Source organism: Streptomyces sp. V4I23 (assembly GCF_030817975.1).
Taxonomy (GTDB): Bacteria; Actinomycetota; Actinomycetes; order Streptomycetales; family Streptomycetaceae; genus Streptomyces.
Genome location: NZ_JAUSZW010000004.1, coordinates 957,142 through 971,102 on the forward strand (window position 1 = coordinate 957,142; position 13,961 = coordinate 971,102).

Consider the following 13,961-nt stretch of genomic DNA (forward strand, 5'->3'; position numbering starts at 1 on the left):
CATGCGCACGTCGCGGGCCACGGCACCGGGCGGGCGAGTGGACAGCGCGCAGAGCGCCGGCAGAGCGGCCGGACCGCGGGACTGATCGACTCAGCCGCCGCTCTTACGCCTGAACGACCGCTGGCTCGCAGCCGGACCGTGCGCCGCACGCACCTTCGACGCATCCGGGTTGGCGGCAACATCGGCCGCATCCGCCTGCGCACCGCGCTTGCGCGCCAGGGCTTCGCGGAACTTGCGCTTGAGGTCGTAGTTGCCGTCGCTGTCCGGCGCCAGAGGGGACGTCTCGGGGGCAGCCGGCTCCGAACCTTCAGTAGTTACGGGCTCTGCGGTCATGGTGACCTCCTGGGTTCGGGGGTGGGCCAGCACAGCTTGTCATGCCGGGCGCAGTGCGGGGCACCGGCAACATCATCCTGCTCCGCGCGGCCGAGGGCTTTCGCTTCGTAGTGGAGGCACAGGACGGGCTTCGGGCCGGGCCGAGGGTGGTCGATCCCTGGCCAGGAGATTCGCTGACAGGGCAACGGCTTTCAGCCGTTGCGACGCACGAGGGCGGCCTTGCGGGCCTCGGCGAGCTTGCGGGCCTCGCCGGCCTTTCGGGACTTGCCGCCGGCGCCGCGGGAGGTGTCCTTGCTGGTGCCGAGGCCGCGGAAGGGAGCGTTGCTGTTCTTGGGTCGGGGGACGGCAGGCCCGCCGTCGAGCGGGGTGCCAGAGGGAGCCTTGGCGCCGGTGATCCGGCTCAGTACCGCCTCGCCCGAGCGCACCTTGGTGACGGTAGGCTCGATGCCGGCCTCGGCCATCATGCGGCTCGTCTCGCGGCGTTGGCCCGCCGGCACGAGCGTGACCACGCTGCCGGACTCACCGGCGCGGGCGGTGCGGCCGGCCCGGTGCACGTAGTCCTTGGGGTCGGTGGGCGGGTCGACGTTGACCACGAGATCGAGGTCGTCGACGTGCAGGCCACGGGCCGCGACATTGGTCGCCACCAGAACGGTGATCTGGCCGTTCTTGAACTGCGCCAGGGTCCGTGTGCGCTGTGGCTGGGACTTGCCGCTGTGCAGGGCTCCGGCGTGCACCCCGCTGGCCCGCAGATGCCGGGTGATCTGGTCGACGGCGTGCTTGGTGTCGAGGAACAGCAGTACGCGGCCGTCGCGGGCGGCGATCTCCGTGGTGACGGCGTAGCGGTCAGGGCCGTGGACGACCAGAACGTGGTGCTCCACCGTCGAGACCGTGCCCGCGGACGGGTCGACCGAGTGGACAACAGGGTCGTGGAGGTAGCGGCGGACCAGCTGATCGACGTCGCGATCCAGAGTGGCCGAGAACAGCATCCGCTGACCGTCGGGGTGTACCTGGTCGAGCACGTCGGCAACCTGCGGCAGGAATCCCAAGTCGCACATCTGGTCGGCCTCGTCCAGCACGGTGATCCTTACCCGTCCCAGGCGGCAGGCGTTGCGCTCGATCAGGTCGTGCAGGCGTCCGGGGGTGGCGACGACCACCTCGGCTCCCTGGCGCAGCGCAGCGACCTGCCGGCCGATCGACATGCCGCCGACGACCGTGGCCATCCGCAGCCGCAATGCCTCGGCGTACGGCGTCAGCGCCTGGGTGACCTGTAGGGCCAGCTCCCGGGTGGGCACAAGGATCAGAGCGAGGGGCTGCTTCGGTTCGGCGCGCCGCCCGGCCGTACGTGTCAGCAGCGACAGGCCGAAGGCGAGCGTCTTGCCCGATCCGGTGCGCCCGCGCCCCAGGACGTCGCGCCCCTCCAGGGCATCGGGCAGTGTGGCGGCCTGGATCGGAAAGGGTTCGTGCACCCCGAGTCCGCTCAGTGTCCGGAGCACCTCCACCGGCAGTTCCAGGCCGGCGAAGGAGACGGCCGGGGGCAGCGCCGGAGTGGTGGCCTCGGACTGGGCGGGACCGCCGTGAGCGATGCCGGAGTCGTCGGGATGCTTCATGAACAGCCTTCCGCAAGGGAACGTACCGAGGAAGGCCCGGCAGGATGGAACAGCCCACGCACAAGCTGAACCGAACAGGCAGAATCGCCCACCGCGACGACCACGCAAACGCGTGACACTAACACAAGGCACAAAAGGAACCTGCTGTCCCCCAGAACCGGCGGAAGACGCCGGAAGACACCCAGTCCCGCAAGGCAGCAGAGCCCACCAAGGGCGGTGGCCGTGCTCACGGCACCGATCGCGGGAACAAGGGCGGCGGCGAAGGGGGCGGCACGCCCCCGGACCAGCAGCCGAACCACCCCTCCTGAGCGCCCACGCACAGATAGATCACGACAGTTCCGCTGACGGACCTTTCAAGTTCCTCAGCACCGCGAGCGCCGCGGGATGAGCCCGCCCGCTCAGCGCCATGGCACCCGACCGCCGCACCTCGCACGGAAGAGCGCGACCCCGGCCGCGAATGCCTATTTTTCGCGGTCCTGATCTTCTTCACGGTGCGCGCACGTGTGGAGGCGCTGTCGTCCCTCTTGGGGTCGTCGTCAGCAACCGGTTCCGGGTCTTTCGCATCCTCGGCATGGGTGTGCCGGTCGGATTTCAGGTATCCGTGGAGCTGGTGCGGGCTCAGGCGCTATCAGCCAGTTCCGTATGACCCTGAAGGCGGGCGCAGTGCGCACAGCAGAAGAACTGCCCTGCAACCTGCAACCCGTGGCCCAAGATCCTGCATCCGCAGTGATCGCAGATGGGAGCGAGACGATGCGCGGCACACTCAATGCTGTCGAAGACGTGCACCGCATCGCCTGCCGTATGGACTTCGAACGACAAGGCATAATCATTGCCACATACTTCACAGACCGCCATGGTCACTCCTCATCCTTGCCGGCGCGACCGCACCGCCTCTTCTCCAGCGAAGCAGCTGCAGCAGCGGCGTGCGACTTCACACGGCGCACGCCTGGTGCCGGTCTCATCGACCATGCGCCCGCGACCTGCTCCCAGCTGCGGCCACTGGCCACCGGCACCAGTGCCGCTCAGTCGTACGGCTGGAGGCCCTGGCCCTGGGGGTGGGCTGCCGGCCGTGCTGCTGCTGGCTGCCTGGGTGCCGGTCAGCTCGTCATAGACCGACAGCGGTCGGTGCCCGGCCTGGATCTGGGTGGCCGCAGCCTGTTCAGCAGGGCCTGCAACGGGCCGGTCTCCTCGCCCCGCGGCCGCTCGTGACGAGGCTGGACCGGGATGTCGCCGGTGGTGGTCCGGCGTCCCTCGCCGGTGGGCAGGCCGTCCCAGTGCGTCTCGTCGACGACACGGGCGCCGCGTCCGACGGCCCGGTGATGAGTGGTCAGCAGCATGCTGCCGTGGGCGTCGGCGAGTTCGGGCAGGCGGCGACGGTAGCGGGCCCGGAGAATGTCGCCGGGAGTCGCCGGCCCGGCGTTCAGTGCCCGCCGTGTCCATGCCCGCAGTATTCGCCTGTCGCTCACTGGCTGCGCTGGCCTGCTCAGGCTGCGACGGGGAGGTCGGCCCATCTGGTGACACGAGCGGCCCGGTAGAAGAGGCCGTGCTGAAGGGCGAGAGCCCCGACGATGCCTCCTCCACGGCCGCACTCCGCCAGACCGGACCCGGCATCGGCGGGAGCGGACCCAGCGGTGAGAGCAGGGCCGCAGTCCGTGACTTCCACACGCAAGGCCCTCCGACTGCCGCCGACAGGCAGCGAGAGCCGCAGCACGGCCGGCGGCAGGGCATGAGCGATGGCGTTGGTGACCAGCTCGGCTATCACCAGGACCGCGTCGTCTGCCGTCGCCGCCGGTATGGCCCAGCCTCCGAGCACGGTGCGCGCACGATGGCGCGTGGTGCGGACTGTTTCAGGGATATGCGGCAGCGGACAGGTGTATTCGCTTCGCCGACAGGCGCCGCGCCGGCCGGGGGTGCGTACAGATCGCGGCTCGTCATCTGCGGCCTCATGACGGCCAGGGCTATTCGGCGTTGGCAAGGACGCCGGTCAGCGCGGCGACCGCGTCGTGGGCGTCGGGACCGGTGGCCCGTACGGTCACCGTGCTGCCGGCCGTGGCCCCCAGGCCCATGACGCCGAGAACGCCGGTGGGATTGATCGTCTTGCCGTTGTAGTCCAGCTCGATGGTGCTGTCGAACCCGCCTGCGGCACGGGCGAGCCGGCCCACGGGGCGGGCGTGGAGGTTGGCGGGAAGCACTACGGCTGCTTCGTGACTCGTGGCGGCGGGGGTGTCAGAGCTTGCGGACATGGCGGGCCTTTTCAGTGGAGTTGGCGACGGTTTGCGGGTCGGCACCGGATGCGGCAGCGACCACTGCGGCGACGGCGTCCTCGACGAAGGGAGCGTCGACGATGACGACGTCCGGGGGGACCAGGACAGTGCGGGTGGTCAGCACGGAACTGCCGAGGTCGGGGAGAACCAGAACTCCTGCGCCCCGGTCGGCGTCCTTGGTCGCGTTGAGAACAAGGTCGTAGCTGGTGCCGATGCTGCCGTCGTCGGTTCCGGCCGCGCTGACGACGGAAACGACGTCGGAGCCGATCTGCTCCACCAGCGGGCGCAGGCCTGCGGCGAGTTCGGCGCTGTGGGACACGAGTACGATGCCGACGTGTGCACTCATGAACAGTCATGTTAAATCTCGGAACGCTGTTCAGCAATACTGAATCGGAGATTTCTATGGTCCAGGCTGTGCATCGAGCAGTGCAGATCCTTCGGGAACTCGCCTCTGGCGGACCCCGGCTGGGTGTGACAGAACTGGCCGAGCGGCTGGGTGTCGCCAAGCCCACGGTGCACGCACTGCTGCGCACGCTGGAGATCGAGGGGCTGGTCTCGCAGGACCGGGACAGCTCGAAGTACCAGCTGGGACCGAACCTGGTGCATCTGGGCAACGCCTATCTGGACACCCAGGAACTGCGGACGCGGTCGTTGACCTGGGCGGACGCTCTGGCGAACCGGACGAAGGAAGCCGTGTGGGTGGGAGTCCTCACGGGAGATCACGTACTGATCGTCCACCACGCCTTCCGCCCCGAGGGGGCGGTGCAGATCCTCGAGGTGGGTGCGAGCATCCCGTGGAATACCTGCGCCCTGGGCAAGGCCATCGTGGCGTCGTTGCGGGCGAATGAGCGCGACCGTCTGCTCGCCGGGGATCTGGCGGTGCTCACCGGCGCCAGCATGACCAGCCGGGAGGAACTCGAGCGGCACCTGCAGGACGTCTTCAAAGCGGGCTACGCCGTCGAGGACCAGGAGTCGGCCATCGGAGACGCGGGTATCGCCTCGCCGGTCTTCGACCGCTCCGGCGAGGTGGTGGGCGCCATCGGCATCGTCGGCCCGGTCGAGCGCATGCTGGGCGAACCGGAGCGCCAGGAACTCGCCGTCGCAGTCCGCGAGACCGCCCGCAATCTCTCCCGCGACCTGGGCGCCCCACGCCGGGGCGCCTACACCTCGGGCGCCTAGGCGTGCAGCACCGCATCGCGGGCTCGTTCGGCGCCGACGTGCGGCCGACCGGTTGCAGAGCCTCTTGACAGGCATGAAACGCGGGCTTAACTTCCGGAACAGCGTTCATCAATAATGAACTCGAGGGGCGGATCGTCCGGTCCCACATGGCTGCCGGGTTCTGCCCGAACCGGAGGACCCAGCGGCTCCTCCCCTTCCCAGCCCGCATCACGCGGAGGAGGTGAAGCGTCCGTGCCGGCGTCGGCACCGGGCGCCGTCAGATGGAAGAGAACTCCTATCCCCCAAAGCTCCTCGCCGGAACGCTGAGGACTGGCGTGCTGGTGTTCATCGGCGTCGGGTCCGTCCCCGCGGCCGCCATCATCGGCAGCGCCCCGTTCCACGGAGGGCCGCCGGGAATGCTCGGTGGGGCGCCTGAACCGGATCGGGGGCGGGGCTGTGCATGAGGCGCGGCCCGGCAGAGGCGGCCGTGTGAACTGCGCCCCGCTCCCGGCTCTTCCCACCATCGATCCCGTATGCACCGATCATCGAACGGAGACCCCCATGGACATCGACCTCGCCCGTGCATGGGTGCAGGCCATCACCGTCGCCGTGGGCCGGCACAAGGATCACCTCACCCAGCTCGACTCGGCGATCGGTGACGCCGACCACGGGACCAACCTGGATCGCGGATTCACCGCCGCTGCCGCTGCCGTTTCGGACCTCAGCCCAGAGACGGTCGGAGCCGTCCTCATCAAGACGGGCACCACCCTCGTCTCCACCATCGGGGGTGCCTCGGGGCCGCTGTACGGAGGCGCGTTCCGCGCACTGGGCAAGGCCCTGGACACTCCTGTCGCCGACCCGCTCGCGTTCGCCGGAGCACTCGCCGCCGGTCTGGAAAGCATCCAGAAGCTGGGGACGGCCGTCCCCGGCGACAAGACGATGATCGACGCGTATGCGCCCGCCGCGGCCGCCTTCGAGGAGCAGGCCCGTCAGGGAACCGGCTTCGCCGCCGCGGCAGCGGCTGCAGCCGACGCCGCCGAGGAGGGCATGCGCGCCACCACGCCCTTGCAGGCACGCAAGGGCCGCGCCTCCTACCTCGGGGCGCGCAGCGTCGGCCACCAGGACCCGGGGGCCACCTCTACGGCCCTGATCTTCCGTGCCCTCGCCGACACGACGGCCGATGCGTGACCGACCGACCCACCCGCACTGGGCATCAACCGGCTCCCGTCATCGGCCTGGGATGACCCGTTTCTGCCGGCGCCTGCTGCGGTCCACTGTCACAAGAACTGCCAAGAAGGTTTTCTCGTATGAGTCTGACACTCCGGGCGGCCTCGCCCCTGCGGATCGGTCTGGGGCTGGCTGCCGTCGGCCGGCCCGGCTACATCACGCTGGGCCGGGACACGGATCTGCCCGCCGTCCGCTCGGCCAAAGCCCTCGAACACCGGGCCTTCGCCCTGATGGATGCGGCCTATGCCCAGGGAGTGCGCTACTTCGATGCCGCCCGCTCCTACGGGCTGGCGGAAACGTTCCTCGCCCAGTGGCTTCAGGCCCGTCCCGACGTCACGGACATCGTGGTGGGCAGCAAGTGGGGCTACACCTACACCGCCGACTGGCGCATCCAGGCAGACGTCCACGAGGTCAAGGACCACAGCACGGACGCCTATGACCGCCAAGTCGCCGAGTCCCGCGCCCTGCTCGGAAGCCGGCTCAGCCTGTACCAGATCCACTCCGTCACCCCGGACAGCCCCGCGCTGAGCGACACCGCCCTGCATGAGCGGCTGGCACAACTGAGGGAAGAGGGAGTGACCGTCGGCCTGTCCACCAGTGGCCCCCGCCAGGCAGACACCATCCGCGCAGCGCTGAACGTCACGGTGAGCGGAAGACCGTTGTTCGGCAGCGTCCAGACCACCTACAACCTGCTGGAGCGCTCCGCGGGCGGCGCTCTGGCCGAAGCGCACGCCGCCGGCTGCGCGGTGATCGTCAAGGAGGCCCTGGCCAACGGCCGCCTGGCCGGGCCTCACGTCGTCGCACCCGAGATGAGCGCTCTGCGTGACATCGCCGACCAGACAGGCGCCTCGTGCGATGCCATCGCCCTCGCGGCCGTTGCTGCGCAGCCCTGGGCAAACGTCGTGCTCTCCGGAGCCGCCACAGTCGATCAGCTCACGAGCAACCTCGCGGCAGCACGCGTACAGCTGAGTCCCACCCAGATGGAGCGGCTCACCTCGCTGGCCCAGTCCGCCGACGCCTACTGGGCGCACCGATCACAGCTGGCCTGGGCGTGAGCCGCACGGCCAGCCCGTTCAGCTGACCTCAACGCCCCACCGCCTGAAGGTCATCTACGAGGCCGGCGTGGCCGCCGCGAAGAGCAACGGCGTCCTGCTCATCATCAAGAACTACACCGGCGATGTGATCAACTTTCAGATCGCGGCGGAACGCCTTCGCCACGACGGCATTCCCGTAGCCACTGTCCTTGTCGATGACGACCTGGCCACCGACAAGGCGGACTCGGCGACCGGCCGCCGGGGCACCGCTGCAACCGTCGTCCTGGAGAAGCTGCTCGGAGCCTTCGCCGACCAGGGCGCCAAACTGGACGAACTCGCCACACTGGGCGCGGAGATCGTCGCGCGCTCCCGCAGCCTCGCGGTCGCGGCCCGGTCCCAGACCTCACCCTCGACCGCGGCACCGGCCTTCGACCTGAGCCCCGGCACGCTCGACTACGGCGTCGGAATCCACGGCGAACGCGGTACGCGCACCATCGACCACCGCCCCGTCGAGGAACTCGTCCGGCAGATGACCGACGATCTGCTCCAGGCCCTGCCCGCAGGGCAGGACAAGGTATTGGCCATCGTCAACGGCCTGGGTGCCACGACCAACCTGGAACTGCACGCCATCGGCTCGATCCTGCACGACCTGCTGACTGCCCGCGGCATCCAGCCCCTGGCCATCGTGCCCGGCACGTTCACCGCAGCCCTGGACATGGCCGGCTTCTCCATCACCCTCACCCACATGAAGGCGGAGTGGGCCGACCTGTGGACGGCACCCACCGACACGCCGCTCGTCCTTCCCTCCCTCACCCTGGCGCCGGACACCGCGGCGAGTGTCGTTGCCGAACCGGCCGCCACTGGGGCGCGCGTGAGCGAGGCTGCGGCCAGCCGAGCCGTTCTCGACCGCTATGCGGCGATCGTCTCCCAGGCCCATGACAACCTCACTGCCCTCGACCAGCTCGTCGGCGACGGCGACTTCGGCGACAACCTGGCCGGCGGCGTGCGCCGAGCGGTCAAGCGGAACGCATCGGGGACCGACGGCGTGGCTGCCCTGGCCGAGGCCTTCCTCAACGACGTCGGCGGCACCAGCGGCCCGCTCTTCGGGCTCCTCTTCCAGGACCTGGCCACCGTGTCCTGGTCCGACGACCAGGCGCCTGATGCACTGGCCGTCGCCGACGCAGCGAAGTCCAGCCTCGCTGCCATCCACCGGGTCGGCGGAGCCAAGGTCGGCGACTGCACCCTCGTGGACGCCCTCGCTCCCGCCGTCGACGCCCTGGCCACGGCCGCCCGCGATGGCGCCGACAGCCCCTTCACCACCGCCGCCGAGGCCGCCGTCCAGGGCGCGTTGAGCACAGCGCCCCTCACCCCCCGGCGCGGCCGCGCCAGCTACGTCGGCCAGCACGCCATCGGCGTCCCCGACCCCGGCTCCTTCGGCGTGGCACTGCTGTTCACCGCGCTCGCCAGCGTCTAAGAGCCGGCCACCGCCACGCGCCTGCCCGACCCCCAGCGCATCACCTCGCGCTGAGCTGGACCGGCGCGGGTCACGCCGACCACGCCACAGGTTCGGCACGGCATCCCCGGCCAGAAGACCCGCGCCCTGCACGGGCCTGAGGGCGCGATCGCGCCCTCAGGCCCGTTCTCTGCGTCCAAGGCAGCAAGCCACCCAGGCAACGGGATTTCCAGCACCGCGTCGCTCGAAATGTGCTCGTGACCGCTCCACGGCGTCCGGTCAGCGGGAGGCCAGGAGCTGGAGCGTGTCGATCACGCGGTTCGAGAAGCCCCACTCGTTGTCGTACCACGCGACCACCTTGACGTGGCGGCCGTCGACGCGGGTGAGGGCCGAGTCGAAGATCGACGAGGCCGGGTTGCCCACGATGTCGGAGGAGACGAGCGGGTCGTCCGAGTACTCGAGGACGCCGGCGAGCGGCCCCTCCGCCGCCGTGCGGTACGCCGCCAGCACGTCCTCGCGCGTCACGTCGCGGGCGACAGTCGTGTTGAGTTCGACGATCGAGCCCACCGGCACCGGCACGCGGATCGAGTCCCCCGACAGCTTGCCCTCCAGGTTCGGCAGCACCAGGCCGATCGCCTTGGCGGCGCCCGTCGTGGTCGGCACGATGTTGACCCCGGCGGCCCGGGCACGACGGGCGTCTCGGTGCGGACCGTCCTGCAGGTTCTGCTCCTGCGTGTAGGCGTGCACCGTCGTCATGAACCCGTGCTCGATACCGGCGAGTTCGTCGAGGACCGCGGCCAGCGGCGCGAGCGCGTTGGTGGTGCAGGAGGCGTTCGAGACGATCGTGTGCAGGTCCGGGTCGTAGGCGTCGGTGTTGACCCCGAACGCGAGCGTGACGTCGGCGCCGTCCGACGGCGCGCTGACGAGCACCTTGCGCGCGCCCGCGTCGAGGTGGGCACGGGCGGCCTTGGCCGAGGTGAAGCGGCCGGTGGCTTCCAGGACGATGTCGACGCCGAGTTCGGCCCACGGCAGCTGCGCCGGTTCGCGCTCGGCCAGCACAGTGATCCGACGGCCGTCGACGACGAGGGCGTCCCCGTCGACGGTCACCGGACGCCCGAGCCGGCCGGCCGTGCTGTCGTAGGCGAGCAGCCGGGCGAGAGTGGCGGGCTCCGTCAGGTCGTTGACGGCGACGATCTCGAGGGCGCTGTCGCGCTCCAGCAGTGCGCGCAGCACATTGCGTCCGATGCGGCCGAATCCGTTGATGGCGATGCGAGTCATGAATGGTGTCCCTTCCCTTCGCCACCAGGCTCGCCCGCGGCTCGCGCCGCTGACAGTGGCGGGATCGCCACGGTTCAAAAGGATCCCGCCACACGGGTGCCGGGCAGCTATTCGCCCTGGGTGAAGGTGCGCCGGTACTCGCTCGGTGCGGTGCCGAGGATGCGCTGGAAGTGCAGGCGCAGGTTCGCGCCGGTGCCGAGCCCGACGTCGGCGGCGATCTGTTCGACGCTGCGCTGCGAGCGCTCCAGCAGTTCGCGGGCCTGGTCGATGCGGGCGCGCATCACCCACTGCATCGGCGTGTAGCCGGTCTCCTCGACGAAGCGCCGGGAGAACGTGCGCGGCGAGACCCCCGCCTGCCGCGCCAGTATGTCGAGGGTGAGGGGCTCGCCGAGCCGGTGCAGCGCCCACTCACGGGTGGCGCCGAAGCGCTCGCCGAGCGGCTCGGGGACGCTGCGCGGCACGTACTGGGCCTGGCCGCCGCTGCGGTAGGGGGCCGCGACCAGGCGGCGGGCCGCGTGGTTGGACGCGGCCACTCCGAGGTCGCCGCGCAGGATGTGCAGGCACAGGTCGATGCCGGAGGCGGCCCCGGCCGAGGTGAGCACACTGCCCTCGTCGACGAACAGTACGTTCGCGTCGACCTGGACGAGCGGATACCTGGCCACGAGTGCCCGCGTGTAGTGCCAGTGCGTCGTGGCGCGCCTGCCGTCGAGCAGCCCGGTGGCGGCGAGCGCGAAGGCGCCCGTCGAGATGGCGGCGAGCCGCGCGCCCCGAGTGTGGGCGGCGACCAGCGCATCGATGACGGGCTGCGGCGGGTCGTCGCGGTCCGGGTGCCGGTAGCCGGGGACGAAGACGATGTCGGCCCACGCGAGCGCGTCGAGGCCGTGGGCGACGGAGTACGACAGGCCATCGCCGCCGGTCACGAGACCGGGCGCCGCCCCGCACACCCGCACCTCGTACGGCATGCTCGCGCGGGTCGTGAACACCTGCGCGGGAATTCCGACATCGAGCGGCTTCGCACCCTCGAGCACAAGGACGGCGACGCGATGCAGGCGGGAGGCTGGCACGGGGAAGAGGTTACGCGGGGCGGGACTTCGATACGCACACTGCGCGGACCGGGCTGACGGATCGCACAGCGCTTGGGGAACGGGAAATCCCCAGCTCGCTGTCCGGGTGTCCGGTGCGCATGGAGGTCTGAGCCGGGGCGGAGCGGCGGGCCGGCGTTGCGGCAGGCGTCATGGCAGCGACGGCATGCAGGACTGCTGGACGAGTTCCCAGACCTCTTCGGGGGTCTCGCGGGTGAGGGCAACGGCTGCCAAGGAGGCGCGTGTCGAGGCTGAGGCGGCGGATGCGGGTGCGGACCTCGTCGAGCGCTGCGGGGGCTACAGAGAGGGTGTCGCAGCCGAGGCCGATGAGCAGAGGGGTGACGAGGGGGTGCGCCGCGGCGTCACCGCAGACGGAGACCTGACGGTGGTGACGGTGCGCGGCGGTGACGACCTGGGCGATCGCGCGCAGTACAGCCGGGTGTGCGGCCATGGCCGGGGTGGCGGCGGGATCGCGTCTGTCGATACCCAGGATCTGGCTGGTGAGGTCGTTGCTGCCGATGGAGATGAAGGCCGCTTCGCGGGCGAGTGCATCAGCCGCGGCGACGGCTTCGGGCAGTTCGACCATGATGCCCAGCGGGGGTGCGCTGACGTCGAGTTCGGCGGCCGCGGTATCGAGAAGGGCGCGGCAGGCGCGCAGTTCATCGATCTCGCGACCATGGGGATCATGATGCGCAGGTCGGTGTCGGCTCCGGCGCTGAGCAGACTGCGGAACTGGTTGGCGAAGGCGTCGGGTTGGGCCAGCATCAGAGGCAGGCCGCGGCCGAGCCGCTCTCCCTCGCGGCCCTGGGCGAGGAACGGCGGCAGTTTGTCGTCGGCGAAGTCGAGGGTCCGGGCGGTGACGGTCTGGCCGTGGAGGGTGCGCAGGACGGGGACGAGGGCGGCCGCATGCTGGTTGCGGGTGGGCCAGGCGGCGTGGTTGAGGAAGGGCAGCTCGGTGCGGAGCAGGCCGACACCGTCGGCGCCGGCCGTCAGGACTGCCCGGGCCTCGGCCGGCGTGGCCACGTTGGCCCGCAGAACGACGTCGTGCTCGTCCAGTGTCCGGGCCGGCAGGTGGCGCTCTTCCGCGAGCGCGCGCCTGCGGATCCGGGCAGCGTCGATGGCATCAAGAGCGGTGGCGCGTTCGTCGTCGTCGGGATGGACGACTGCGGTGGCCCGGTCCGTGTCGAGGAGGATTTCCTGCCCGTCGGGCAACTCGAGCAGCTGCGGGTCGACGCCGAGCAGGAGAGGGATGTCCTGCGAGCGGGCGACGATCGCGGCGTGGGAGTTCGGGCCGCCGGTGACGGAGATGGCACCGGTCACGGTCTGCCCGGGTTCCAGCAGGTCTGCCGCGCCGATCTCCTGGGCCACCAGAACGAGGGGCTGATCGGGTGCTGGACCGGGGTCGCCGTACAGGTGGGCCAGGACACGGCGGCCGACCTGCCGGACGTCGGCCGCTCGGTCGGCGAGGGTCGGGTCATCCAGGGCGGCGATGATTCCGGCGTAGGCGTCGATGGCCTGCCTCACGGCGACGGCCACCGGCTGCCCGTCGTTGGCTCGCTTGACGCGCAGATCCGGATCCTGCGCGATGTAGCAGTTGACCTCCATGATGTCGGCCTGTTCGTCCTTGGCCTGTTCACGCAGAGAGGTGGACAGGTCGAGCAGGCGGGCGGCGACGGCGTCAAAGGCGTCGGTGATCTGCTGCGCGCCGTCGCCGCTGGTGCGCTGGGGCAGCGAGCTGCGGGTGGTGGGGCGGTCGGTGCGGCGCAGGAAGCCCAGGGCTGTACCGGCTGCGGCAGTGCGCCCGTCATAGGTGCGGCGGTCGGTCATCGGGCTGCCGCCGTCTCGGCGAGAGCGCGGAAGATCAGAGCGGTGGAGGCGCTACCGGGGTCCGGGTGGCCGATACTGCGGGCGCCGAGGTAGGAGGCGCGGCCCTTGCGCGCCTGCATCGGGGTGGTGGCGCACATGCCGTCCTCGGCGGCGTCCGCTGCGGCCAGGGCGGCCGCAGCGAGGTCGGATCCGGCATCGGCCTGCTGCTGGAAGGCGGCCAGCGCGGGCGTATAGGCGTCGATCATGGTCTTGTCGCCCGGTGCGGCCGCTCCGAGATTTTGGCTGTCCAGGCCGGCGGCGAGTGCGGCGGCAAGTTGCTGGGTGGTGGCCGTGGGGTCCAGCATCTTGCCGATGGCGCGGAAGGCACCCCCGTACAGCGGGCCGGAGGCGCCCCCGACGCTGGAGATGAGGGTGGTGCCGGTCTTGACCAGCAGGGCCCCGACGGTGTCCGGCTCGATGCCGTCCAGGGCCGTGGTGACGGCGGAGAAGCCGCGTTGCATGTTGACGCCGTGGTCGGCGTCGCCAATGGCCGAGTCGAGCTGGGTCAGGTGGTCCTTGTGCTGGCCCACGGCGGCGGCGATGGCCTGCACCCACGCGCGGGCGAGGTCGATGTCCACGGAATTCTCCGTTCGATGCTTGCGTAGCGGGTTCACGAGGGGATGAGCCGGGGGCGAGGCCGGAATGCGCAGGGGTGCGGT

Annotated in this window: 14 protein-coding genes and 1 pseudogene; 4 read left to right on the top strand and 11 right to left on the bottom strand. The window is 70.6% G+C overall.

All coding sequences use genetic code 11. From position 1 onward, the window contains the following. Positions 1-90 precede the first annotated feature (90 nt). From QFZ82_RS06485 to dhaM, 7 genes are all read right to left on the bottom strand, one after another. The gene (locus tag QFZ82_RS06485) at positions 91-333 is read right to left on the bottom strand and encodes a DUF5302 domain-containing protein (protein WP_307712219.1); all 243 of its coding nucleotides are present in this window, start codon (positions 331-333) and stop codon (positions 91-93) included. Between the two features lie 191 nt (positions 334-524). Further along, positions 525-1,940, bottom strand: a complete 1,416-nt coding sequence (locus QFZ82_RS06490; RefSeq protein ID WP_307712220.1) for a DEAD/DEAH box helicase — start codon at positions 1,938-1,940, stop codon at positions 525-527. A gap of 618 nt (positions 1,941-2,558) precedes the next feature. Beyond that, entirely contained in the window at positions 2,559-2,795 is a 237-nt protein-coding gene (locus tag QFZ82_RS06495; RefSeq protein ID WP_307717640.1) for a hypothetical protein, read from the bottom strand. A gap of 242 nt (positions 2,796-3,037) precedes the next feature. Further along, positions 3,038-3,406: a hypothetical protein gene (locus QFZ82_RS06500; protein ID WP_373429241.1), complete on the bottom strand. Its 369-nt coding sequence runs from the start codon at positions 3,404-3,406 to the stop codon at positions 3,038-3,040. Positions 3,407-3,423: 17 nt separating this feature from the next. Next, positions 3,424-3,915: an ATP-binding protein gene (locus tag QFZ82_RS06505; protein ID WP_307712221.1), complete on the bottom strand. Its 492-nt coding sequence runs from the start codon at positions 3,913-3,915 to the stop codon at positions 3,424-3,426. Beyond that, on the bottom strand, positions 3,899-4,183 hold the full coding sequence (locus tag QFZ82_RS06510; protein ID WP_307712222.1) for an HPr family phosphocarrier protein: 285 nt from the start codon (positions 4,181-4,183) through the stop codon (positions 3,899-3,901). The genes QFZ82_RS06505 and QFZ82_RS06510 overlap by 17 nt, the downstream gene beginning before the upstream one ends. Next, positions 4,167-4,550, bottom strand: a complete 384-nt coding sequence (dhaM, locus tag QFZ82_RS06515; RefSeq protein WP_307712223.1) for a dihydroxyacetone kinase phosphoryl donor subunit DhaM — start codon at positions 4,548-4,550, stop codon at positions 4,167-4,169. The genes QFZ82_RS06510 and dhaM overlap by 17 nt, the downstream gene beginning before the upstream one ends. A gap of 68 nt (positions 4,551-4,618) precedes the next feature. On the opposite strand from dhaM, the gene QFZ82_RS06520 reads away from it, so the two are divergent. From QFZ82_RS06520 to QFZ82_RS06535, 4 genes are all read left to right on the top strand, one after another. After that, positions 4,619-5,383 carry an IclR family transcriptional regulator gene (locus QFZ82_RS06520; protein WP_307712224.1) on the top strand — a complete coding sequence of 255 codons (765 nt, stop codon included), beginning with the start codon at positions 4,619-4,621 and terminating at the stop codon, positions 5,381-5,383. A 540-nt stretch (positions 5,384-5,923) separates the two neighbouring features. Then, the gene (dhaL, locus tag QFZ82_RS06525; protein ID WP_307712225.1) at positions 5,924-6,550 is read left to right on the top strand and encodes a dihydroxyacetone kinase subunit DhaL; all 627 of its coding nucleotides are present in this window, start codon (positions 5,924-5,926) and stop codon (positions 6,548-6,550) included. Positions 6,551-6,669: 119 nt separating this feature from the next. Then, the gene (locus tag QFZ82_RS06530; protein ID WP_307712226.1) at positions 6,670-7,644 is read left to right on the top strand and encodes an aldo/keto reductase; all 975 of its coding nucleotides are present in this window, start codon (positions 6,670-6,672) and stop codon (positions 7,642-7,644) included. A gap of 52 nt (positions 7,645-7,696) precedes the next feature. Beyond that, positions 7,697-9,097: a dihydroxyacetone kinase subunit DhaK gene (locus QFZ82_RS06535; protein ID WP_307717641.1), complete on the top strand. Its 1,401-nt coding sequence runs from the start codon at positions 7,697-7,699 to the stop codon at positions 9,095-9,097. Positions 9,098-9,355: 258 nt separating this feature from the next. Here QFZ82_RS06535 and gap read toward each other — a convergent pair whose 3' ends face one another. From gap to dhaL (QFZ82_RS06555), 4 genes and pseudogenes are all read right to left on the bottom strand, one after another. After that, on the bottom strand, positions 9,356-10,354 hold the full coding sequence (gene gap / locus QFZ82_RS06540) for a type I glyceraldehyde-3-phosphate dehydrogenase (RefSeq protein WP_307712227.1): 999 nt from the start codon (positions 10,352-10,354) through the stop codon (positions 9,356-9,358). A 107-nt stretch (positions 10,355-10,461) separates the two neighbouring features. Beyond that, positions 10,462-11,418 (bottom strand): GlxA family transcriptional regulator, encoded by a 957-nt coding sequence (locus tag QFZ82_RS06545; RefSeq protein ID WP_307712228.1) that lies wholly within the window; start codon positions 11,416-11,418, stop codon positions 10,462-10,464. A gap of 10 nt (positions 11,419-11,428) precedes the next feature. After that, a pseudogene (locus QFZ82_RS06550) lies at positions 11,429-13,263 on the bottom strand (putative PEP-binding protein). Then, positions 13,260-13,880: a dihydroxyacetone kinase subunit DhaL gene (gene dhaL, locus QFZ82_RS06555; RefSeq protein WP_373429242.1), complete on the bottom strand. Its 621-nt coding sequence runs from the start codon at positions 13,878-13,880 to the stop codon at positions 13,260-13,262. The pseudogene QFZ82_RS06550 and the gene dhaL (QFZ82_RS06555) overlap by 4 nt, the downstream one beginning before the upstream one ends. Positions 13,881-13,961: the final 81 nt, after the last annotated feature.

Bases quoted from the DNA above. Each gene is read 5' to 3' on its own strand.
- QFZ82_RS06485 (WP_307712219.1), bottom strand. From the start codon at position 333: ATGACCGCAGAGCCCGTAACTACTGAAGGTTCGGAGCCGGCTGCCCCC.
- QFZ82_RS06490 (WP_307712220.1), bottom strand. From the start codon at position 1,940: ATGAAGCATCCCGACGACTCCGGCATCGCTCACGGCGGTCCCGCCCAG.
- QFZ82_RS06495 (WP_307717640.1), bottom strand. From the start codon at position 2,795: ATGGCGGTCTGTGAAGTATGTGGCAATGATTATGCCTTGTCGTTCGAA.
- QFZ82_RS06510 (WP_307712222.1), bottom strand. From the start codon at position 4,183: ATGTCCGCAAGCTCTGACACCCCCGCCGCCACGAGTCACGAAGCAGCC.
- dhaM (WP_307712223.1), bottom strand. From the start codon at position 4,550: ATGAGTGCACACGTCGGCATCGTACTCGTGTCCCACAGCGCCGAACTC.
- dhaL (WP_307712225.1), top strand. From the start codon at position 5,924: ATGGACATCGACCTCGCCCGTGCATGGGTGCAGGCCATCACCGTCGCC.
- QFZ82_RS06530 (WP_307712226.1), top strand. From the start codon at position 6,670: ATGAGTCTGACACTCCGGGCGGCCTCGCCCCTGCGGATCGGTCTGGGG.
- gap (WP_307712227.1), bottom strand. From the start codon at position 10,354: ATGACTCGCATCGCCATCAACGGATTCGGCCGCATCGGACGCAATGTG.